The 19,561-nt window shown below is 66.1% G+C and carries 22 protein-coding genes; 19 read left to right on the plus strand and 3 right to left on the minus strand.

Annotated features, from left to right (window positions below; genetic code table 11):
- Positions 1–130: 130 nt before the first annotated feature.
- From ABFG95_RS21330 to msrQ, 4 genes are all read left to right on the plus strand, one after another.
- A complete protein-coding gene (locus ABFG95_RS21330; protein ID WP_100505113.1) occupies positions 131–1,096 on the plus strand; it encodes an RluA family pseudouridine synthase in 966 nt (321 codons plus the stop codon).
- A 1-nt stretch (position 1,097) separates the two neighbouring features.
- Positions 1,098–1,763, plus strand: coding sequence for an HAD family hydrolase (locus ABFG95_RS21335; protein ID WP_049072147.1), 666 nt, complete (start codon positions 1,098–1,100; stop codon positions 1,761–1,763).
- Positions 1,764–1,938: 175 nt separating this feature from the next.
- Positions 1,939–2,907: a protein-methionine-sulfoxide reductase catalytic subunit MsrP gene (gene msrP, locus ABFG95_RS21340; RefSeq protein ID WP_049072148.1), complete on the plus strand. Its 969-nt coding sequence runs from the start codon at positions 1,939–1,941 to the stop codon at positions 2,905–2,907.
- Positions 2,904–3,557, plus strand: coding sequence for a protein-methionine-sulfoxide reductase heme-binding subunit MsrQ (gene msrQ, locus ABFG95_RS21345; RefSeq protein WP_054419891.1), 654 nt, complete (start codon positions 2,904–2,906; stop codon positions 3,555–3,557). Before msrP ends, msrQ begins: the two co-directional genes overlap by 4 nt.
- A gap of 16 nt (positions 3,558–3,573) precedes the next feature.
- Here msrQ and ABFG95_RS21350 read toward each other — a convergent pair whose 3' ends face one another.
- From ABFG95_RS21350 to ABFG95_RS21360, 3 genes are read right to left on the minus strand one after another with little or no spacing between them, the layout of a single operon-like run.
- On the minus strand, positions 3,574–4,359 hold the full coding sequence (locus tag ABFG95_RS21350) for an N-acetylmuramoyl-L-alanine amidase (RefSeq protein ID WP_348994901.1): 786 nt from the start codon (positions 4,357–4,359) through the stop codon (positions 3,574–3,576).
- Between the two features lie 2 nt (positions 4,360–4,361).
- The gene (locus ABFG95_RS21355) at positions 4,362–5,072 is read right to left on the minus strand and encodes an SAM-dependent methyltransferase (protein WP_278991165.1); all 711 of its coding nucleotides are present in this window, start codon (positions 5,070–5,072) and stop codon (positions 4,362–4,364) included.
- The gene (locus ABFG95_RS21360; protein WP_068979777.1) at positions 5,069–5,671 is read right to left on the minus strand and encodes a Maf-like protein; all 603 of its coding nucleotides are present in this window, start codon (positions 5,669–5,671) and stop codon (positions 5,069–5,071) included. Before ABFG95_RS21360 ends, ABFG95_RS21355 begins: the two co-directional genes overlap by 4 nt.
- Before the next feature lie 121 nt (positions 5,672–5,792).
- On the opposite strand from ABFG95_RS21360, the gene ABFG95_RS21365 reads away from it, so the two are divergent.
- From ABFG95_RS21365 to lepB, 15 genes are all read left to right on the plus strand, one after another.
- Complete coding sequence (locus ABFG95_RS21365; protein ID WP_348994902.1) at positions 5,793–6,410, plus strand: DUF177 domain-containing protein; 618 nt, start codon at positions 5,793–5,795, stop codon at positions 6,408–6,410.
- Between the two features lie 52 nt (positions 6,411–6,462).
- Positions 6,463–6,645: a 50S ribosomal protein L32 gene (gene rpmF / locus ABFG95_RS21370; RefSeq protein WP_006389284.1), complete on the plus strand. Its 183-nt coding sequence runs from the start codon at positions 6,463–6,465 to the stop codon at positions 6,643–6,645.
- 59 nt (positions 6,646–6,704) lie between these two features.
- Positions 6,705–7,772: a phosphate acyltransferase PlsX gene (plsX, locus tag ABFG95_RS21375; protein ID WP_049072158.1), complete on the plus strand. Its 1,068-nt coding sequence runs from the start codon at positions 6,705–6,707 to the stop codon at positions 7,770–7,772.
- A complete protein-coding gene (locus tag ABFG95_RS21380; protein ID WP_049072160.1) occupies positions 7,772–8,758 on the plus strand; it encodes a beta-ketoacyl-ACP synthase III in 987 nt (328 codons plus the stop codon). Before plsX ends, ABFG95_RS21380 begins: the two co-directional genes overlap by 1 nt.
- A 91-nt stretch (positions 8,759–8,849) precedes the next feature.
- Positions 8,850–9,785 (plus strand): ACP S-malonyltransferase, encoded by a 936-nt coding sequence (gene fabD / locus ABFG95_RS21385; RefSeq protein WP_348994903.1) that lies wholly within the window; start codon positions 8,850–8,852, stop codon positions 9,783–9,785.
- Between the two features lie 4 nt (positions 9,786–9,789).
- Complete coding sequence (fabG, locus tag ABFG95_RS21390) at positions 9,790–10,542, plus strand: 3-oxoacyl-ACP reductase FabG (protein WP_049072164.1); 753 nt, start codon at positions 9,790–9,792, stop codon at positions 10,540–10,542.
- A 213-nt stretch (positions 10,543–10,755) separates the two neighbouring features.
- On the plus strand, positions 10,756–10,995 hold the full coding sequence (gene acpP / locus ABFG95_RS21395) for an acyl carrier protein (RefSeq protein WP_005012191.1): 240 nt from the start codon (positions 10,756–10,758) through the stop codon (positions 10,993–10,995).
- Positions 10,996–11,184: 189 nt separating this feature from the next.
- Positions 11,185–12,414, plus strand: coding sequence for a beta-ketoacyl-ACP synthase II (gene fabF / locus ABFG95_RS21400; protein WP_020924694.1), 1,230 nt, complete (start codon positions 11,185–11,187; stop codon positions 12,412–12,414).
- A gap of 1 nt (position 12,415) precedes the next feature.
- Entirely contained in the window at positions 12,416–12,910 is a 495-nt protein-coding gene (locus tag ABFG95_RS21405; protein ID WP_348994904.1) for a hypothetical protein, read from the plus strand.
- On the plus strand, positions 12,907–13,506 hold the full coding sequence (gene rpoE / locus ABFG95_RS21410; RefSeq protein WP_006389292.1) for an RNA polymerase sigma factor RpoE: 600 nt from the start codon (positions 12,907–12,909) through the stop codon (positions 13,504–13,506). Before ABFG95_RS21405 ends, rpoE begins: the two co-directional genes overlap by 4 nt.
- 12 nt (positions 13,507–13,518) lie before the next feature.
- On the plus strand, positions 13,519–14,028 hold the full coding sequence (locus ABFG95_RS21415; RefSeq protein WP_348994905.1) for a sigma-E factor negative regulatory protein: 510 nt from the start codon (positions 13,519–13,521) through the stop codon (positions 14,026–14,028).
- Positions 14,028–15,104 carry a MucB/RseB C-terminal domain-containing protein gene (locus ABFG95_RS21420; protein WP_049072168.1) on the plus strand — a complete coding sequence of 359 codons (1,077 nt, stop codon included), beginning with the start codon at positions 14,028–14,030 and terminating at the stop codon, positions 15,102–15,104. Before ABFG95_RS21415 ends, ABFG95_RS21420 begins: the two co-directional genes overlap by 1 nt.
- Before the next feature lie 40 nt (positions 15,105–15,144).
- Positions 15,145–16,638 carry a DegQ family serine endoprotease gene (locus ABFG95_RS21425; protein WP_049072170.1) on the plus strand — a complete coding sequence of 498 codons (1,494 nt, stop codon included), beginning with the start codon at positions 15,145–15,147 and terminating at the stop codon, positions 16,636–16,638.
- Between the two features lie 221 nt (positions 16,639–16,859).
- The gene (gene lepA, locus ABFG95_RS21430; protein ID WP_049072171.1) at positions 16,860–18,653 is read left to right on the plus strand and encodes a translation elongation factor 4; all 1,794 of its coding nucleotides are present in this window, start codon (positions 16,860–16,862) and stop codon (positions 18,651–18,653) included.
- A 22-nt stretch (positions 18,654–18,675) separates the two neighbouring features.
- Positions 18,676–19,560 (plus strand): signal peptidase I, encoded by an 885-nt coding sequence (gene lepB / locus ABFG95_RS21435; RefSeq protein ID WP_348994906.1) that lies wholly within the window; start codon positions 18,676–18,678, stop codon positions 19,558–19,560.
- Position 19,561: the final 1 nt, after the last annotated feature.

The raw sequence follows: 19,561 nt of genomic DNA on the forward strand, positions 1-19,561 counted from the left end.
GCGACCAAATGACCCAGGGGTTGAATGAGCAGGCAGTACAATGGCGGCCCACGCGCTCGACGGAGTTGCGTACTTGAGTTGCATCTCTACGCCAGCGGCTGATTCAGCCCCTTAAGGCTGTCCCGATTATATGTCGCTTTCCGCAATGCGCAAAGAAACTTCCTCCCCTATGGCCACCCCCTCCGTCCGCATGGTGGAAGTGGGGGCCGAGCACGCCGGCCAGCGCCTGGATAATTACCTGATGCGCCTGTGCAAGGGTGTCCCCAAAACCCACATCTACAAGGCCATCCGCGGCGGCGAGGTCCGGGTAAACAAGGGACGTATCTCGGTCGACTATCGGGTCGCGGAAGGCGATATGGTCCGTATTCCGCCGCTGCGCCTGCCCGACCCGGGCAAGCCCAAGCCGGTGCCGGCCGCCGAGTTTCCGGTGGTGTTCGAGGACGACGCCATGCTGGTGGTGGACAAACCGGCTGGCGTGGCCGTCCACGGCGGCAGCGGCGTGTCCTTCGGCGTCATCGAGCAATTGCGCGCCGCGCGTCCCGAGGCCAAGTTTCTGGAACTGGTGCACCGGCTCGACCGCGAGACCTCCGGTCTGCTGATGGTGGCCAAGAAGCGCAGCGCGCTGCTGGCCCTGCACGCCATGCTGCGCGAGGGGCGCAGCGACAAGCACTATTACGCGCTGGTCGAGGGCGACTGGGTCAACGACCGCCAGCACATCAAGCTGTCGCTGTCCAAGTGGACCACCCAGTCGGGCGAGCGCCGCGTCAAGGTCGATCCCGACGGCCAGACCGCCCACACCATCATCACGCTCAAGCAGCGCTTCGGCCGCTACAGCCTGGTGGACGCCGAGCTGCGCACCGGACGTACCCACCAGATCCGCGTGCACCTGGCGGCGAGCGGCTTTCCCATCGTCGGCGACGACAAATACGGCCACGATGAAGTGCGCGCCGAGTTCTCCCGCATGGGCTTCGGCCGCATGTTCCTTCACGCGCACCAATTGACCCTGAACCATCCGCTGACGGGCGAACCGATGACGCTGACGGCCGAATTGCCGCCTGCTTGCCGGAAAATACTGAAACAACTGGAGTCGGTCTGATATGTCGTATTCGCTGGTCGTTTTTGACTGGGATGGAACCCTCATGGATTCCACGCACAGCATCGTGGCCGCCATCCAGGGTGCCTGTCGCGACCTGGAGCTGCCGGTGCCATCGGCCTCCGACGCCAGCTGGGTGATCGGGCTGTCGCTGGAAAGCGCGCTGCGCCGCGCCGTGCCGCAACTGACCCAGGCGATGCTGCCGCGTTTCCTGGAGCGCTACCGAACCCATTACCTGCTGCGCGATCCAGAACTGCGTCTGTTCGAGGGCATTCCCGAGCTGTTGACGGCGCTGGCCGAGCGCGACGTGCGCCTGGCCGTGGCCACGGGCAAGAGCCGGGTCGGCCTGACCCGCGCCCTGGCGGCGACCGGCCTGGGGCCGATGTTCGACGCCACCCGCACCGCCGACGAGACCTTCAGCAAGCCGCATCCGGCCATGCTGCACGAGCTGATGACCGAACTGGACGTCGATCCGGCCCGGGTGGTGATGGTGGGCGACACCTCCCATGATCTGCAGATGGCCGCCAATGCCGGCGTGCATGGCCTGGGCGTCACCTACGGTGCGCACACCCTGAAGGAACTCGAAGGTTGTGGCCCGCAGGCCATCCTGGACAGCGTGCCGCGGGTGCGCGAATGGCTGCTTGGCCGCACGCTGGCGGCGGCCGCCTGAGCCGTCCCCGGCGTCCGGGCGGGGCAATCGGGCGGGAACGCCGGCAGCCCGATTGGGTCTATCGCTGATCTGCGCCGCCGCTGTCGGCGGAATATCATGGGGGCGCGCAACGTCCACACGCTGTGCAAGGTGGTCGAAAGCCGTCCCCACGCGCCGGCCCTTCCAGGAGAATCCCATGCTGATACGCAAGCCCGACGACATCATTCCGTCCGATATCACTAGCGAGGCGGTCTGGCGGTCACGCCGCGACCTGATTCTGCGCGCGGGCGTCGCGGCTGCGGGGTTGGGGTTGCCGGGCTGGGCAGCGCGCGGCGCCTTTGCCCAGGGGGCCGCTGCCGGCACCCTGGCGGGCCAGCCCAATGCGGCCTTCAGCGTCATGGACAAGCAGACTTCCTTCGCTGATATCACGTCCTACAACAACTACTACGAATTCGGTGTCGACAAGGGCGAGCCCGCGTCCAACGCAGGCAAGCTGCGAACCCGTCCGTGGACGGTCAGCGTCGAAGGCGAAGTCGGCAAGCCGCGCACCTTCGACATCGACGAGCTGCTCAAGCTGGCGCCTATGGAAGAGCGCGTGTACCGGCTGCGCTGCGTCGAGGGGTGGTCCATGGTGATCCCCTGGGTCGGCTATTCGCTATCGGCGCTGCTCAAGCAGGTCGAGCCCACGGGCAATGCCAAGTACGTGGAATTCGTCACGGCGGTGCAGCGCGAGAACATGCCGGGCGTGCGCGCCGCCATCCTCGATTGGCCCTATGTCGAGGGCCTGCGCATCGACGAGGCCATGCACCCGCTGGCGATGTTGGTGTTCGGCGTCTATGGCAAGGTGCTGCCCAACCAGAATGGCGCGCCGTTGCGGCTGGCCGTGCCCTGGAAGTACGGCTTCAAGTCGGGCAAGTCGCTGGTCAAGATCCGCCTGGTGGAAAAGCAGCCGGTGTCCTCGTGGATCAAGGCCGCGCCGCAGGAATACGGCTTCTATGCCAACGTCAATCCCACGGTGCCGCACCCGCGCTGGAGCCAGGCCACCGAGCGCCGCATCGGCGAGGACGGCCTGTTCACGCCTAAGCGCAAGACCCTGATGTTCAACGGTTATGCCGATCAGGTCGCGTCGCTCTACCAGGGCATGGACCTGAAGGCCAACTATTGAAGCCGCCCGTGGCCGAAAGGACCGGCGCGGCCGTGGCGCGCAAGCCGCAGTGGTCGGCGCGGGCCGTCGGGCGCGCCAAGCCCTGGCTGTTCCTGCTGGGCCTGGCGCCGTTCGCGCGCTGGATCTGGCTGGGATTCAATAACGGCCTGACCGCCAATCCGGTGGAATTCCTGACGCGCTCGTCGGGCACCTGGACGCTGGTGTGCCTGCTCGTGACCCTGGCGATCACGCCCTTGCGGCGCCTGACCGGGCAGCCGGCGCTGGTGCGACTGCGCCGCATGTGCGGCCTGTTCGCGTTCTTCTATGGCGCCATGCATTTCATGGCCTGGGTCTGGTGGGACCGGGGCCTTGATCCGGCGGCCATGCTGCAGGACATCGGCGAGCGGCCCTTCATCACGGTGGGATTCGCCGCCTTCGTGCTGATGACGGCGCTGGCGGCCACCTCCACGCAGTGGGCCATGCGCAAGTTGGGCCGGCGCTGGCAGCAACTGCACCGTGCCATCTATCTGATCGGCCTGCTGGCGATACTGCACTACTGGTGGCATAAGGCCGGCAAGAACGACCTGTCGCAGCCAATCCTGTATGCCGCGGTGCTGGCGTTGCTGCTGGGCTGGCGGCTGGCCGTCTGGTGGCGCCGCCGCGCGGGGTGAGTGGCGCGCCGTCCGGCTAAGGCATGGCCAGCATGATCGCCGCGGTCTCGGCGTCGGGCTGGCCGTCGTGCAGGGCGGGGCGGTAGTGCATCTGGAACGCCGCCAGCACATTGAGGGTAGCCCGATCCAGCGTGCCGTTCTGCGGGACGGTGTAGCCCAGTCGTTGCAACTGCTGCTGGAACCAGGCGACGTCGGGCGTGCCCTGGGCCTGCAGGCGCGCCAGATGCGAGGCGGCGCCGGCTTCGTCGTACCAGCGGCCGATGCCGGCCGCCGCCAGTTGCTTCCACGGGAACAGCGGGCCGGGGTCGACCTTGCGCTGGGGCGCGATGTCGCTGTGGCCCACCACGTTCTCGGGGGCGATGCCGTTGCGCTGGATGATGTCGCGCAGCAGGATGGTCAGTGTGCGGATCTGGCGGTCGCCATAGGCGTGCCACTGCGGCTTGCCATCATTGCCGTCGGTCCAGCCCGGGTTGACGATCTCGATGCCGATCGAAGTGCTGTTCATGGCGTTCAGGCCGTACCAGGCGCTTTCGCCGGCATGCCAGGCGGCGCGGGTCTCATCCACCAGGCGGTAGGCGCGTCCCGGGGTGTCAATCAGGTAGTGGGCGCTGACCTTGCCCTGCGACAGCAATCTCATCGACAGCGCGTCGTCAGTCGAGGTGTAGTGCAGGACCACGAAGCGCACCCGGCTGCTCTGGCTGAGGGCGGTGATGGAGGTGTCCAGGTTCAGGCCGGCGGGACCGCGCTGGGCGCACCCGGCCAGCGCCGCGAGGGCCAGGAGTACTGCGGCAAATCGGATCATGGTCAGCGCGCCAGGTACAGGAACAGGGTGGGCATCTTGTCCAGCTGCGGGGCGGGCTGCTTTTTCCAGTCGGCAATGGTGCGGGTGGCGATCCATTCGTCGGCGGTGGTCAGCGCGCGGGCCACGCACAACCTGGTGTCGCCTTTCAGGCTGGCCAGCAGCGTCGCGAACATGGCGGCGTTGCGGTAGGGGGTTTCGATCAGCAGTTGCGTCTGGTTGTGCCGGGCGGAGTGCTGTTCCCAGGCCTTGAGCTGCTTGGCGCGCTCGCCGGCGTCCACCGGCGCGTAGCCGTGGAAGGCGAAGCGCTGGCCGTCCAGGCCGCTGGCCATCAAGCCCAGCAGGATGGAGGAGGGGCCGACCCAGGGTTTGACGGTGATGCCCAGCCGGTGGGCGGCCTCCACCACCTTGGCGCCAGGGTCGGCGACCGCCGGGCAGCCGGCTTCGGACACCAGGCCGATGTCGGCGCCGCGGCGCACCGGCTCGAGCCAGGCGCCGATCTCGGCGGCGTCGGTCTTGTCGCTGAGCGTGTGGATGGTGATTTCCTGCAGTGGCCGGGTCGTGCCGATCAGCTTGAGGAAGGCGCGCGCCGTCTTGGCGTTTTCGGCGATGTAGGTATCCAGGCGGCCGGCCAGCGCGCGCGCGTCGGCGGGCAGCCAGCTGTCGGGGCCGGCTTCGCCCAAGCCGACCGGGATCAGGTGCAGCGCGCCGCTCATGCGGGCGCTCCCGGGGCGTCCAGGGGGTCCAGCCCGAATCCGGCCAGCATGCCGGTCAGGGCGATCAGCGGCAGGCCGATGATGGCGGTCGGGTCGTCGCTCTGGATGCTCTCCATCAGGGCGATGCCCAGGCTTTCCGCCTTGGCGCTGCCTGCGGTATCGTAGGGTTCCTCGGCGCGCAGGTAGGCGTCGATCGCGCGGTCGGGCAGGCGTCGGAAGCGGCAGCGCGTGACGATGTCGGCTTTTTCCACCCGTTGACCGTCCGTGACCGCCAACGCGCTGTGAAATTCCACCATCTGTCCGGAAAGTGCCCGCAATTGCGCCTGGGCGCGCGAAAAGTCGCCAGGCTTGCCGATGGGCTGGCCGTCCACGGTCGCCACCTGATCCGAGCCGATCACGATGCTGCCGGGGTGCGCGGAAGCCACCACCATGGCCTTGGCGACCGACAGGCGCAGTGCCAGCGCTTCGGGGGATTCGCCCGGTTGTGGCGTTTCGTCCACATCCGGCGAAATGGCGGTAAAGGGCAGGCGCAGGCGGCTGAGCAGTTCTTTGCGGTAGCGCGAGCTGGAAGCGAGGATCAGGCTGGGTTGTGAGGGCATTCGATATTTGACGCTGGGACGTAAGTCACAGTATTATCTAACGTTTTGCGGCATTTTTGCAGGGCAGCAAACCCCTTTGCGGTTCGGGAGGGGGCAAGCTGGCCAGGCGCGGGCCGCGAAATTGCAAGGACAGATCATCAAGCCCATCGACGCATTCGCATTCGCCCATTCGGGCAAGGAAGCGCAAGGCACCATTCCTCTTGTGCGGTTGACGCGCGCGGTTGACGGGCTTCCCGAGCAACCGGCGGGTGAGGCCGGCCTCGTGAAGTGGTCCGTGCGCGGCGAGATGGGCAAGGCCGGGCTGCTGCAAGGTCAGCCGCTCCTGCACATTCATGTGCGGGCGAATCCGGTCGTGGTGTGCCAGCGGTGCAATGAGCCGTTCGCCTATCCGGTGGACAGCGAGGTCCTGCTGCAACTGGTCAAGTCCGAAGCCGACCTCGACGACGGCTTTGCCTTCGGCGGTCACGCCGCGGGTTTCGACGACGAGGATGGGGACGGCGAGGAAGCAGGAAACGCAGGAAAAGGTTTTGTGTCCAACCAGCCTGAAAAGGTGGTGGGTTCGCATCACTTCGATCTGTTGGCCCAGATCGAGGATGAGCTCATTCTGAGCGTTCCGTATGTGCCCAAGCATGATGTATGCCCGGGCGCGCAGGCCAAGGACAGCGAGGCTTCCCAAGAGCCTGTTGTCAAGCGTCCGTCGCCGTTTGCGGTGCTGGAACAACTGAAGCACAAAGATTGAGATCAACATCGGGCCGCATCGCGTACAATGCGCCCCGTTTCTAGGAGTCATCATGGCCGTTCAACAAAACAAGAAGTCCCCGTCCAAGCGCGGTATGCACCGCTCGCACGATTTTCTGGTGAATCCGTCGACCGCGATCGAACCCACCACGGGCGAAACGCACCTGCGTCACCACATCAGCCCCAACGGCTTCTACCGTGGCCGCAAGGTCCTGAAGACCAAGGCCGACGAATAAGGCCCCCGGGCCGAACTCGTACTCGGACCAATTCGGCTGAGCGCTGATACCTGGCACCCGTGATACGCATCGCCATAGACTGTATGGGCGGAGACTTCGGTCTGCCCGTCACGATTCCGGCTGCGATCGAGTTCGCCCGGCAATTCCCGGATACCCGGCTATTGCTGGTCGGGCTTCCCGACGCCATCGAAGCGGCGCTCTCCGAGCATCGCGGCGTCGAGCGTGATCGTTTCGAGATCGTGGCGGCTTCCGAAGTCGTCACCATGGACGACCCGGTCGAGGTCGCCCTGCGCCGCAAAAAAGACTCCTCCATGCGCCTGGCCGCCCAGTCCGTCAAGGACGGGCGCGCCGACGCCTGCGTTTCCGCGGGCAACACCGGCGCCTGGATGGCCATTTCACGCTATGTGCTCAAGACGCTGGATGGTATCGACCGCCCGGCGATCGCCACGTCCATTCCGAACCAGACGGGCCGCGCCACCACGGTGCTGGACCTGGGCGCGAATGTGGACTGTTCGGCCGAGCACCTTCTGCAATTCGCCATCATGGGCGCCGCGCTGTCGCAGGCGGTGGACCATCGCGACAGTCCCACGGTGGGGCTGCTCAACATTGGCGAAGAGGTCATCAAGGGCAACGAGGTCGTCAAGGAAGCCGCCGAGCTCCTGCGCGCCAGTCCCCTGAACTTCTACGGCAACGTCGAAGGCAATGACATTTTCAAGGGCACGGTCGACGTCGTCGTCTGCGACGGGTTCGTCGGCAATGTCGTGCTCAAATCCGTGGAAGGCCTGGCCAAGATGTTGTCCAGCGTCATCCGCGAAGAATTCAAACGCAACCTGATCACGCTGCTGGTGGGCGCACTGGCCAAGCCGGTGCTCAACCGGCTGCGCAACCGCGTCGACAATCGCCGCTACAACGGCGCGGCGCTGCTGGGCCTGCGCGGCGTGGTCATCAAGAGCCACGGCTCGGCCGATGCCTATGCCTTCGGTTTCGCCCTGCAGCGGGCGCGCGAGGCCGTCGTGAGTAAACTGCTGGAGCGCACCGCACAGACGGTGGCGCAGATCAACCAGCGCGTGCAGTCGGCCTCGGGTGCTTCGGCGCTTGAATCGGGCGCGGCTGGGGACACCGCTTGATGGATACCGCAATGAAATATTCCGTGATCGCGGGCACCGGCAGCTTCCTGCCGGAACGCGTGGTTTCGAATGACGCCCTGGCGGCGGAACTGGCGACGCGCGACATCGCCACGTCCGACGAATGGATCGTCGAGCGCACGGGCATCCGCCAGCGCCACCTGGCCGAACGCGGCGTGACCACCAGCCAGCTGGCCACCGAGGCCGCGCGCCGCGCGCTGGCCGACGCCGGGGTCGATGCCTCCGAGATCGACCTGATCGTGCTGGCCACGTCCACGCCCGATTTCGTTTTTCCCAGCACTGCCTGCCTGGTGCAGGCCAACCTGGGCGCCAAGGGCTCCGCCGCCTTCGACGTGCAGGCCGTGTGCAGTGGTTTCGTCTACGCGCTGAGCACCGCGGACAGCTTCATCCGCGCTGGCCGCGCCCGTTGCGCGCTGGTGATCGGCGCGGAAGTGTTCTCGCGCATCCTCGACTGGAATGACCGCAGCACTTGCGTGCTGTTCGGCGACGGCGCTGGCGCGGTGGTGCTGAAGGCTTCCGACAAGCCCGGTATCCTGGCCGCGCAGCTGCATGCCGATGGCAGCCAGATGAAGATCCTCAGCGCCGCCGGCAACGTGGCCTACGGCGACGTCACGGGCGACCCGTTCCTGCGCATGGATGGCCAGGCGGTGTTCAAGCAGGCTGTCACGGTGCTGGACCGCTCCGCCCGCGACACCTGCGCGGAAGCTGGCGTCGAGATCGGCGACGTCGACTGGCTGATTCCGCACCAGGCCAACGTCCGCATCCTGAATTTCCTGGCGCGCAAGCTTGCCGTGCCGGTCGAGAAGGTCGTCATTACCGTCGACAGCCATGCCAATACCTCGGCCGCCAGTGTGCCGCTGGCGCTGGATGCGGCGCGTCGCGATGGCCGCGTCAAGCCCGGCCAGCTGGTGCTGATGCAGGGCGTGGGCGGTGGGTTCACCTGGGGTTCGGTGCTGGCCCGCATGTAAGGACGGGATCGGCCGGGGCGCGTCACGGCGCGCCCGCCTGGCTGGCAAGTCCGACATTCCACAGACTCAGAATCAATCCACACGGTCAAACATGAAAATCGCTTTTGTCTTTCCCGGCCAGGGTTCCCAGGCGGTCGGCATGCTGGATGCCTGGTCCGATGTCGCCGCCGTTACCGATACCGTGGCGCGCGCCTCCCAGGCGCTGGGCCAGGATCTCGGCGCCCTGATCGCGCAAGGTCCCACCGAACAGCTCAACCTGACCACCAACACGCAGCCCGCCATGCTGACGGCCGGTGCCGCGTTCTTCGCGGCCTGGCGCGCGGCGGGCGGCCGCAATCCCGACGTCGTCGCGGGCCACAGCCTGGGCGAATACGCCGCGCTGACGGCCGCCGGCTCGCTGGCGCTCGAAGACGCCGTGCGCCTGGTGCGCGTGCGCGCCGATGCCATGCAAGCCGCGGTGCCCGTCGGCACCGGCGCCATGGCCGCCATCCTCGGCCTGGATGATGACGCCGTGCGCGCCGCCTGCGCCTCGGCGGCCCAGGGCGAAGTGGTCGAGGCCGTGAATTTCAACGCGCCGGCCCAGGTCGTGATCGCCGGCCACAAGGGCGCCGTCGAGCGTGCCTGCGAACTGGCCAAGGCCGCTGGCGCCAAGCGCGCGCTGCTGCTGCCGGTGTCCGCGCCGTTCCATTCGAGTCTGCTCAAGCCCGCCGCCGATGTGCTGGCCGGCGCCTTGTCGGCGGTGACGGTGTCGGTGCCGCAGGTGCCGGTCATCAACAACGTCGACGTCGCCGCCCCGACCGAGCCCGGGGCAATCCGGGATGCGCTGGTGCGTCAGGCATGGCATCCTGTGCGCTGGGTGGAAACGCTGCGCGCGATGAAGGCGCAGGGCGTGACCCACGTCATCGAATGCGGTCCCGGCAAGGTGCTGACCGGCCTGACCAAGCGTATCGACCCCGAACTCACCGGCCTGGCCATCACGGATCCGGCTTCCCTCGAAGCCGCGCTGGCCGCGGTCAACGGAAACTAAGACCATGGAAAACACCTCGATCGAATTGCAGGGCAAGATTGCCCTGGTGACGGGCGCGACGCGTGGCATCGGCCGTGCCATCGCGCAGGAACTGGCCGCGCGCGGCGCGGTGGTCGTAGGCACCGCTACGTCCGAGTCGGGCGCCGCCGCCATCACCGAGGCGCTGGCCCCGTTTGGCGGTCGCGGCGTGGTGCTGGACGTGACCAACGCCGAAGCCTGTGACGCCTTGATCGATGCGCTCGGCAAGGAGGGCGGAGGTCCGCACATCCTCGTCAATAATGCAGGCATCACCCGCGATACGCTGGCAATGCGCATGAAAGACGACGACTGGTCGGCGGTCATCGACACCAATCTGGCTTCGGTCTTCCGTCTGTCGCGCGCAGTGCTGCGCAACATGATGAAGGCTCGCTGGGGACGCATCATCAACGTCACCTCCGTGGTGGGGTCGAGCGGCAATCCCGGCCAGGCCAACTACGCCGCCGCCAAGGCCGGCGTTGCCGGCATGTCGCGGGCGCTGGCGCGCGAACTGGGCAGCCGCAACATCACCGTCAATTGCGTGGCCCCGGGCTTCATCGATACCGACATGACGCGCGCCCTGGGCGAGAACCAGACCGCGGCGCTGCTGCAGCAGATTCCGCTGGGCCGCCTGGGTTCCCCGGCGGATATCGCCCATGCGGTGGCCTTTTTGTCCGGGCCGCAGGCGGGTTACATTACCGGCACCACCCTGCACGTCAACGGCGGGATGTACATGCAATAAGTCACGAATCGCGTGGGCGGCCCAGGCCGCCACGCCGCCGCCGGGCAACCGGCGCGGCACCGCGCGGTTCATCCGGAAACGCCGCATATCGGCACTCCTGCGCCCCGATGGCGACAGATCAAGGTGTGCGGTGTTATTTTTGTCACGGCCTGGCGTTTGCAGTACTCTGCGCTTGGCTATAATTCGCGGGATTTTTCCCATTTGGAGATCTGCATGGAAAGCATCGAACAGCGCGTCAAGAAGATCGTCGCTGAACAACTTGGCGTGAACGAAGCCGAGATCAAGAACGAATCCTCCTTCCTTGACGACCTCGGTGCCGATTCGCTCGACATGGTCGAACTGGTCATGGCGCTCGAAGACGAATTCGAGACCGAGATCCCCGACGAAGAGGCCGAAAAGATCACGACCGTGCAACAAGCGATTGATTACATCAATTCGAACGGTAAGCAGTAAGCTCAGCCTATATCCTTCCGGTTGCCCCGAACTCGATTTCGGCGCCAACCGGGAACCGGGGCGGTTTCAGGAATTTGCCGTGTGGTCCACGCGCGGGAAGGGCATTGATGCCCGTCCCGCTGTTGCGTGTGCCGCACGCGCAGTGCATCCCGAAAACCGCCTTTCTTTTGTCTGTTTGAGGAGTCATCCGTGAAGCGACGAGTCGTCATCACTGGCCTTGGTATCGTGTCGCCTGTCGGCAACGACCTGACCACCGCTTGGGACAATATCGTCAACGGACGTTCTGGCATCAGCCGCATCACCCGTTTCGATCCCTCGGCCATCACCACGCACATCGCCGGCGAAGTCAAGGACTTCGACATCAGCGCCTATATCTCGGCCAAGGAAGCCCGCCAGATGGATACCTTCATCCATTACGGCCTGGCTGCCGGGATGCAGGCCTGGCGCGACAGCGGCCTGGAAGTCACCGAAGCCAACGCCGAACGCATCGGCGTGATCGTCGGCTCGGGCATCGGCGGCCTGCCGCGCATCGAGGAAACCCAGGTCGAATACATGGCCAAGGGTCCGCGACGCATCTCGCCGTTCTTCGTGCCGGGTTCGCTGATCAACCTGATCTCCGGTCACCTGTCCATCGCCTACGGCATGAAGGGTCCCAGCTACGCCGTCGTGTCGGCCTGCACCACGGGCCTGCACTGCATCGGTGACGCGGCCCGACTGATCGAGTACGGCGATGCCGACGTCATGGTGGCCGGTGGCGCCGAATCGACCGTGTCGCCGCTGGGCATCGGCGGCTTCGCCGCGATGCGCGCGCTGTCGACCCGCAACGATGATCCTCAAACGGCTTCGCGTCCCTGGGACCGCGACCGCGACGGTTTCGTGCTGGGCGAGGGCGCCGGCGTGCTGGTGCTGGAAGAATACGAACATGCCAAGAAGCGCGGCGCGCGCATCTATGGCGAGTTCGCCGGCTACGGCATGAGCTCCGATGCGCATCACATCACCGCGCCGGACAAGGACGGCCCGCGTCGCGGCGTCCTGAACGCGCTGCGCAACGGCGGGCTGAACCTGGAAGACGTCCAGTACGTCAACGCGCACGGCACCTCGACGCCGCTGGGCGACAAGAACGAGACCGACGCGCTCAAGCTGGCTTTCGGCGACCACGCCAAGAAGCTGGTGGTGAACTCGACCAAGTCCATGACCGGCCACCTGCTGGGCGCCGCCGGCGGCATCGAGGCCGTGTTCACGACCCTGGCGGTCTACAACCAGGTCTCGCCTCCGACCATCAACATCTTCAACCAGGATCCCGAATGCGACCTGGACTACTGCGCCAACGAGGCGCGGCAGATGAAGATCGATGTCGGCCTGTCCAACTCGTTCGGTTTCGGCGGCACCAACGGCTCGATGGCCGTTCGCCGGATCTGATTTGGAAGGCCCGGGCAAGGGGCGCTGGACGTTTCGCGTGCCTGTCCTGCGGCCGCGCGGCGTCGCGACGCTGTCCGCCCTAGGACTGGCCGCGGCCGCGGCCAGTGCCGTGATCGTGGCCGCCTGGCTCGGCTCGGCCTGGGCCGCGCTGGCCGCGGCGGTTGCGCTCCCCGTGGCTGCGGGGCTGTTACACTTGACCCGCCACAGCCCGTCCCCGGTATCGGCATTGCGCACGGCGGCGGGCGCCGGCCACTGGCAGGTCCGCCTGCCGGGCGGCTGGCGGGACGCGGCGCTGCTTGACCAGCGACGCGGCCCGGCGTGGCTCACGCTTACCCTGCAGCCCTTGTCCTCCGGGAGTACGGCCTTTAACGACCACCATGTAACCTTCACCGTCTGGCAACGGACGTTGCGACCCGACTGCTGGCGGCGCCTGTGCCTGCTGGCTGGCGCGGCGCGGCGCGTGTCCAAGGCGGTCGGCCCGCGGGAGGCCACATGAGCGAGCGCGAAGTCGACGCCGAGCTTGTCGCGCGCGTCCAGCGGGGCGACAAGAAGGCGTTCGATCTGCTGGTGCTCAAGTATCAGCGCAAGATCCTGCGTCTGCTGGCGCGCATGATCCGCGACCCCGCCGAGATCGAGGACGTGGCCCAGGAAGCGTTCATCAAGGCCTACCGGGCCTTGCCCCAGTTCCGGGGAGAGAGCGCGTTCTATACCTGGTTGTATCGTATCGCCATCAATACGGCCCGAAATTGGCTCGCCTCCCAGGGCAGGCGGCCGAGCGCGCCCAATGCGATAGAAACGGAAGACGGTGAAACTTTTAACGAAACCGACAACCTAACCGATATAAGCACGCCGGAATCCATGGTCGCCAGCCGCGAAATCGCCGAGACGGTGAACGCGGCCATCGAGGAATTGCCCGAGGAATTGCGCACCGCAATCGTCCTGCGTGAAATCGAAGGTATGAGTTACGAAGACATCGCCCAGAGCATGGACTGCCCCATTGGTACGGTGCGCTCCCGCATTTTCCGTGCGCGGGAAGCCATTGCGACCAAGTTGCGCCCATTGCTTGGCACCGATGCCGAGCGTCGCTGGTAAGGAGTGGCAGTCATGCAGACTACAGCAGCCAAGTCCGTCGTTGCTTCCGAAGCCGCCTGGGAGGAATCCGTTTCCGCCTGGATGGACGGGGAAGAAACCGACGATATTCTCCCTGGCCTGTTGACCCGCGAAGGGCGACAGACCTGGGATACCTATCATCTGATCGGCGATGCCCTGCGCAACGCCGATCTGGCGCTGACGCCCAGCGCCAACTTCCATGCCCGCCTGTCGCGCGCGCTGGATGCCGAACTGCCGATCGTGGCCGCGCCCCGGCGTCGCTCCCCGCTGCGCCTGGGCCTGTCGGGCCTGGCGGTGGCGGCCGCGGTCGCCACGGTGGCCTGGGTGGCCCAGCCGTACCTGGCGGGCGGCTCGCCCGGCACCGAGACCCGCGTGCTGGCCGACGCCAGCGTCAGCGGCGGCGCCGACACGTCGGGCCTGAGCGACTACCTGGAGGCCCATCGCCAGATGGCGGGTCCCAGCGCGGTGCGTCAGGTGTCCTTCGACGTCGGGGCGGGGCGCTGATGGCCCTGGTGCTTCCGACCCGTTGGCCGGTGCTTGGACGGGCTGCCGCATGGCAGGCCCACCGCGCCGGCTGGTTCGCCGCTACGCTCCTGACCGCATTCCTGGCCGCGCACGATCCCGCGCGCGCCGCAGATACCGCGCCCGCCCAGCAGGGCGATGACGTAGTCCAGTTGCTCTCGCGCATCCAACAAGCGGCGCGCAAGCAGGACTACGCAGGCGTCTTCATGTACCAGCAGGGCGAGATGATCCAGTCGTCGCGCCTGGTGCACGTCCTGGATGGCACCGGCGAGCGCGAGCGCCTCGAGATTCTCGACGGCCAGCCGCGCGAATACCTGCGCCACAATGAAGACGTGCAGTGCCTGATCCCCGAGCGCAAGACCGTGCTGCTCGAACGCCGGCGCGGCGATCGCTTCCCCGGTCTGTTGCTGGGCGATCCGGCCAACCTGACCGAACACTACAAGATTCGCACCGAGTCGGCCCTGCACCGCGTCGCCGGACGCGAGTGCCGGCTGATCACTATCGAACCGCTGGACAAGTTGCGTTATGGCTATCGGCTCTGTGCTGATGTCGAGACCAATCTGCTGCTGAAGGCCCAGACCCTCAACGCCGCCCGCGGGGTGGTCGAACAGGTGTCGTTCACGTCGTTGCGCCTGGGGGCCGAGGTCGATCCGCAGTCGCTGACGTCGCGCTGGAACACGCGCGACTGGAAGGTGCTCGAACCCTCCATGAAGCCGGTCGACCTGGGGGCGCTCGGTTGGCGCATTCCGGCGCCCAAGGGCTTTTCCGTGGTGATGCAGGTGGCGCGCTCGATGGGGCGCGGCGCGACGGTCAACCAGATGGTGCTGTCCGACGGCCTGGCGGCCATCTCGGTCTTCATCGAGCCGTACGACAGCCAGCGCGGTCATCATCCGCCCCCTGGCGCGGCACAGCGCGGATCGATTACTGTCTATGGCACGCGCATCGCCGATTTCTGGCTGACTGCCGTGGGCGAAGTGCCCGTGGCGACGCTGGAACAATTGGCGCAATCGACTGAATACGTACCCGTGGCGAACGCTCCGGCGGCCGGCGCCAAGTGACGAGCGGCCTCTGCGGCAAGAAGTGATTTCGGAGCAATCTATGAAAGCAATGATGGTGTCGAACCCCAGCCTGCGCCGCTTCCTGGCGGCCGCGACGGCGGGGCTCATGATGTCGGCCGCGTTCGCGCCCGTCTCGCAGGCGCAGACCCCCGCGGCCGCTACGCCGACCCCTACGGTGGCGTTGCCTGACTTCACCAGCATCATCGAAAAGGCCGACCCGGCGGTCGTCAACATCCGCACCACCGCCACCGTGCCGATCCGCGGCGTGGGCCCGGGCGGCAACGATCCGGCGGAACTGTTCCGCTGGTTCTTCGGCCCGGACTTCCAGCCGCCGGGCCAGCAGTCGCCCAATCCGCGCCAGCGTCCGCAGCCGCAGCAGCCCGAGGAGCGCACCGTGCCGCGCGGCGTGGGCTCGGGCTTCTTCATTTCCGATGACGGCTACATCATGACCAACAACCATGTGGTCAGCGATGCAACCGACATCTACGTCACCCTGACCGACGGCCGCGAATTCAAGGCCAAGGTCATCGGCACCGACGAGCGCACGGACGTGGCGCTGATCAAGATCGAGGCCAAGGACATGACGCCGCTGGTGATCGGCGATCCCAAGAAGCTGAAGAAAGGCCAGTGGGTGCTGGCGATCGGTTCGCCGTTCGGCCTGGATTCCACCGTGACCTCGGGCATCGTCAGCGCCATTGGCCGCGATACCGGCGAATACCTGCCTTTCATCCAGACGGACGTGGCGGTCAACCCGGGCAACTCGGGCGGCCCGCTGATCAACCTGGCGGGCGAGGTGGTGGGCATCAACTCCCAGATCATCTCGCGCAGCGGCGGCTTCATGGGCATCTCGCTGGCCATCCCGATCGACGAAGCGATGCGGGTGGTTGACCAGCTGCGCGCCACCGGCAAGGTCACGCGCGGACGCGTCGGCGTGCAGATCGGCGAAGTCGGCAAGGACGTGGCCGAGGCCATTGGCCTGCCCAAGGCCGAGGGCGCGCTGGTCAGCAGCGTCGAGGCCGACGGTCCCGCCGAGCAGGCAGGCGTGCAGCCGGGCGACGTGATCCTGACCTTCAACAAGGAACCGATCAAGCGCTGGTCCGACCTGCCGCGCATCGTCGGCGAGACCAAGCCGGGCACGCGCGCCGACATGGAAGTGTGGCGCAAGGGCAAGAAGATGACCCTGTCGGTCAAGGTCGGCGAGATTCCGGTCGACAAGGCCGCTCCGGGCAAGAAGGGCGCGCCGCCGGCGCCGGAAGTCACCAACGCGCTGGGCCTGGGCGTGATCGACGTGCCCGCCGACGTGCAGAAGAAGCTGCGCATCAAGGGCGGCGTGCAGGTCAAGGTCGCCGAAGGCGCCGCGGCCAAGGCCGGCCTGCAGGAAGGCGACATTGTGTTGGCCCTGAACGACACCGACGTCACCGGCGCCAAGCAGTTCGCCGAGCTGGTCGGCAAGCTGGACAAGGGCCGCGCGGTCGGCCTGCTGGTGCGCCGCGGCGAGCAGACCCAGTGGGTGGCGGTGCCGGCAAGCAAATAAGGCGCAAGACCGGCTAAAATGGCTGGTTGCCGCAAGAGGGGGCGCCTGGCGCCCCCTCGTTTTTGCCCGGCCCTCCCGCCAGATACCGTCCGCAGCCCGCCGCAAGCGTGGCTCGGCGGCGGGCGTGCCGGCCGAGTGGCCCCAACCCGTCAGCCGTGCCTACCCTGGTGGCGGCGTCTTCCGGCAGTTTGCCGAATGTTCCGTCCCTTTTAAATTCAAGCATGCAGCATATTCGCAACTTCTCCATCATTGCCCACATCGATCACGGCAAATCGACCCTGGCCGATCGCCTGATCCAGCGCTGCGGCGGATTGGCGGATCGCGAAATGTCGGCGCAGGTGCTCGACTCCATGGAGATCGAGCGCGAGCGCGGCATTACCATCAAGGCCCAGACGGCGGCCCTGCACTACAAGGCGCAGGACGGCAAGATCTACAACCTGAACCTGATCGACACCCCGGGGCACGTCGACTTCTCGTATGAAGTCAGCCGCTCGCTGTCGGCCTGCGAAGGCGCGCTGCTGGTGGTCGACGCCTCGCAGGGCGTCGAAGCGCAGACCGTGGCCAACTGCTACACCGCCATCGAGCTGGGCGTGGAAGTGCTGCCGGTGCTGAACAAGATGGACCTGCCGCAGGCCGATCCGGACAGCGCGCGCCAGGAAGTCGAGGACGTGATCGGCATCGACGCCTCGCAGGCGGTGCTGGCCAGCGCCAAGACCGGCATGGGCATCGACGAGATCCTCGAATCCATCGTCGCGCGGGTGCCGCAGCCCAAGGGCGATCCCGATGCGCCGCTGCAGGCGCTGATCATCGACTCGTGGTTCGACAACTACGTTGGCGTGGTGATGCTGGTTCGCATCGTCAACGGCATGCTCAAGCCCAAGGACAAGATCCTGCTGATGGCTTCCGGCGCCACCCACCTGTGCGAGCAGACCGGCGTGTTCACGCCCAAGTCGCAGCAGCGTCCGCACCTGTCGGCGGGCGAGGTGGGCTTCATCATCGCCGGCATCAAGCAGCTCGAGGACGCCAAGGTCGGCGACACGGTCACGCTGGCGAGCAAGCCGGCCGCCGAGCCACTGCCCGGCTTCAAGGAAGTCAAGCCGCAGGTGTTCGCCGGCCTGTACCCGGTCGAAAGCTCCGAGTACGACCAGCTGCGCGATTCGCTCGAGAAGCTCAAGCTGAACGACGCGGCGCTGATGTTCGAACCCGAAGTGTCGCAGGCGCTGGGCTTTGGCTTTCGCTGCGGCTTCCTCGGCCTGCTGCACATGGAAATCGTGCAGGAGCGCCTGGAGCGCGAGTTCGACATGGACATCATCACCACCGCGCCGTCGGTGGTGTACGAAGTCGAGCAGCGCGATGGCTCGGTGATCACCGTCGAAAGCCCGTCGCGCATGCCCGAGATCGGCAAGATCGCCGACATCCGCGAGCCGATCGTGAAGGTCACGCTGTTCATGCCGCAGGACTACGTCGGTCCGGTGATGACGCTGTGCAACAACAAGCGCGGCGTGCAGATCAACATGAGCTATCACGGCCGCCAGGTGCACCTGGTGTACGAGATCCCGCTGGCCGAGATCGTGCTGGACTTCTTCGACAAGCTCAAGTCGGTGTCGCGCGGCTACGCCTCGATGGACTACGAGTTCCTCGAATACCGCTCGGCCGACGTGGTGCGCGTGGACCTGCTGATCAACAACGATCGCGTCGACGCGCTGGCCGTGATCGTCCACCGCAGCAACGCCCGCCATCGCGCCCGCGACGTGGTGACGCGCATGCGCGGCCTGATTCCGCGCCAGATGTTCGACGTGGTGATCCAGGCGGCCATCGGCGCCGAAATCATCGCCCGCGAGAACGTCAAGGCGCTGCGCAAGAACGTGCTGGCCAAGTGCTATGGCGGCGACATCTCGCGCAAGAAGAAGCTGCTGGAAAAGCAGAAGGCCGGCAAGAAGCGCATGAAGCAGGTCGGCACGGTGGAAATTCCGCAAGAGGCCTTCCTGGCCATCCTGCAAGTGGAAGACAAATAGAACCCGAGAAGGCGGTTAGCTGATGAGTTGGAACTTTGCCCTGATCCTGTTTGTTCTGCTGGTGCTGACCGGCATTATCTGGGCGCTCGATCTGGTCGTATTGCGGCGCGGCCGCGAGCGCCGGGCGCAAGAGGCGATGGCGCAGTACGACGCGGCGCTGATCGGCGATTCGCAAGAGGCCGAGCGTTTGCGGCGCGAGGCCGGCGACAAGGCCCGCCGCGTGCCGTGGTGGATCGAATACGCGGTCAGTTTCTTTCCCGTGATCCTGTTCGTGTTCGTGCTGCGTTCGTTTGTGGTGGAGCCGTTCCGCATTCCCTCGGGTTCGATGCTGCCGACGCTGCAATCGGGCGACCTGATCCTGGTGAACAAGTTCAGCTACGGCCTGCGCCTGCCCGTGATCGACAAGAAGGTCATCGACATCGGCAAGCCGCAGCGCGGCGACGTGTTCGTGTTCCGCTACCCGGTCGATCCGGACGTCGATTACATCAAGCGGGTGGTCGGCCTGCCCGGCGACGAAATCGCCTACCTCGACAAAAAACTGTATGTGAACGGCCAATTGGTGCCGCATACGCGCGACGGTGACTATTTTGAGCCTGATCGTGTCTCCTATATCGCACAATATAAGGAGAAATTGGGCGAAGTTAGCCATAATATCCTGTTGGATGAAAGCAGGCCGCAGGAATATCGCCCGCAGTACCAATTTCCCAACCTCGGGAACTGCCAATATTCGCGCGATGGGGTACGCTGCAAAGTACCCGAGGGGCAATACTTCGCCATGGGCGATAATCGGGATAACAGCGCCGACAGCCGATACTGGGGTTTCGTGCCGGAATCCAATATCGTCGGGAAGGCGTTCTTCATCTGGATGAATTTCAGCGATCTCAGCCGCATCGGCCGGTTCAACTGAT

The organism is Achromobacter sp. HNDS-1, from assembly GCF_040084795.1.
Taxonomy (GTDB): Bacteria; Pseudomonadota; Gammaproteobacteria; order Burkholderiales; family Burkholderiaceae_B; genus Achromobacter; species Achromobacter ruhlandii.

What these genes read in the sequence shown, in the direction of transcription:
- msrP (WP_049072148.1), top strand. Translation starts at nt 1,939, where the DNA reads ATGCTGATACGCAAGCCCGACGACATCATTCCGTCCGATATCACTAGC.
- ABFG95_RS21350 (WP_348994901.1), bottom strand. Translation starts at nt 4,359, where the DNA reads ATGATCCGATTTGCCGCAGTACTCCTGGCCCTCGCGGCGCTGGCCGGG.
- fabD (WP_348994903.1), top strand. Translation starts at nt 8,850, where the DNA reads ATGAAAATCGCTTTTGTCTTTCCCGGCCAGGGTTCCCAGGCGGTCGGC.
- ABFG95_RS21380 (WP_049072160.1), top strand. Translation starts at nt 7,772, where the DNA reads ATGGATACCGCAATGAAATATTCCGTGATCGCGGGCACCGGCAGCTTC.
- rpmF (WP_006389284.1), top strand. Translation starts at nt 6,463, where the DNA reads ATGGCCGTTCAACAAAACAAGAAGTCCCCGTCCAAGCGCGGTATGCAC.
- ABFG95_RS21330 (WP_100505113.1), top strand. Translation starts at nt 131, where the DNA reads ATGTCGCTTTCCGCAATGCGCAAAGAAACTTCCTCCCCTATGGCCACC.
- ABFG95_RS21420 (WP_049072168.1), top strand. Translation starts at nt 14,028, where the DNA reads ATGGCCCTGGTGCTTCCGACCCGTTGGCCGGTGCTTGGACGGGCTGCC.
- rpoE (WP_006389292.1), top strand. Translation starts at nt 12,907, where the DNA reads ATGAGCGAGCGCGAAGTCGACGCCGAGCTTGTCGCGCGCGTCCAGCGG.
- lepA (WP_049072171.1), top strand. Translation starts at nt 16,860, where the DNA reads ATGCAGCATATTCGCAACTTCTCCATCATTGCCCACATCGATCACGGC.
- ABFG95_RS21335 (WP_049072147.1), top strand. Translation starts at nt 1,098, where the DNA reads ATGTCGTATTCGCTGGTCGTTTTTGACTGGGATGGAACCCTCATGGAT.
- lepB (WP_348994906.1), top strand. Translation starts at nt 18,676, where the DNA reads ATGAGTTGGAACTTTGCCCTGATCCTGTTTGTTCTGCTGGTGCTGACC.
- acpP (WP_005012191.1), top strand. Translation starts at nt 10,756, where the DNA reads ATGGAAAGCATCGAACAGCGCGTCAAGAAGATCGTCGCTGAACAACTT.
- fabG (WP_049072164.1), top strand. Translation starts at nt 9,790, where the DNA reads ATGGAAAACACCTCGATCGAATTGCAGGGCAAGATTGCCCTGGTGACG.
- ABFG95_RS21415 (WP_348994905.1), top strand. Translation starts at nt 13,519, where the DNA reads ATGCAGACTACAGCAGCCAAGTCCGTCGTTGCTTCCGAAGCCGCCTGG.
- ABFG95_RS21355 (WP_278991165.1), bottom strand. Translation starts at nt 5,072, where the DNA reads ATGAGCGGCGCGCTGCACCTGATCCCGGTCGGCTTGGGCGAAGCCGGC.
- ABFG95_RS21360 (WP_068979777.1), bottom strand. Translation starts at nt 5,671, where the DNA reads ATGCCCTCACAACCCAGCCTGATCCTCGCTTCCAGCTCGCGCTACCGC.
- ABFG95_RS21425 (WP_049072170.1), top strand. Translation starts at nt 15,145, where the DNA reads ATGAAAGCAATGATGGTGTCGAACCCCAGCCTGCGCCGCTTCCTGGCG.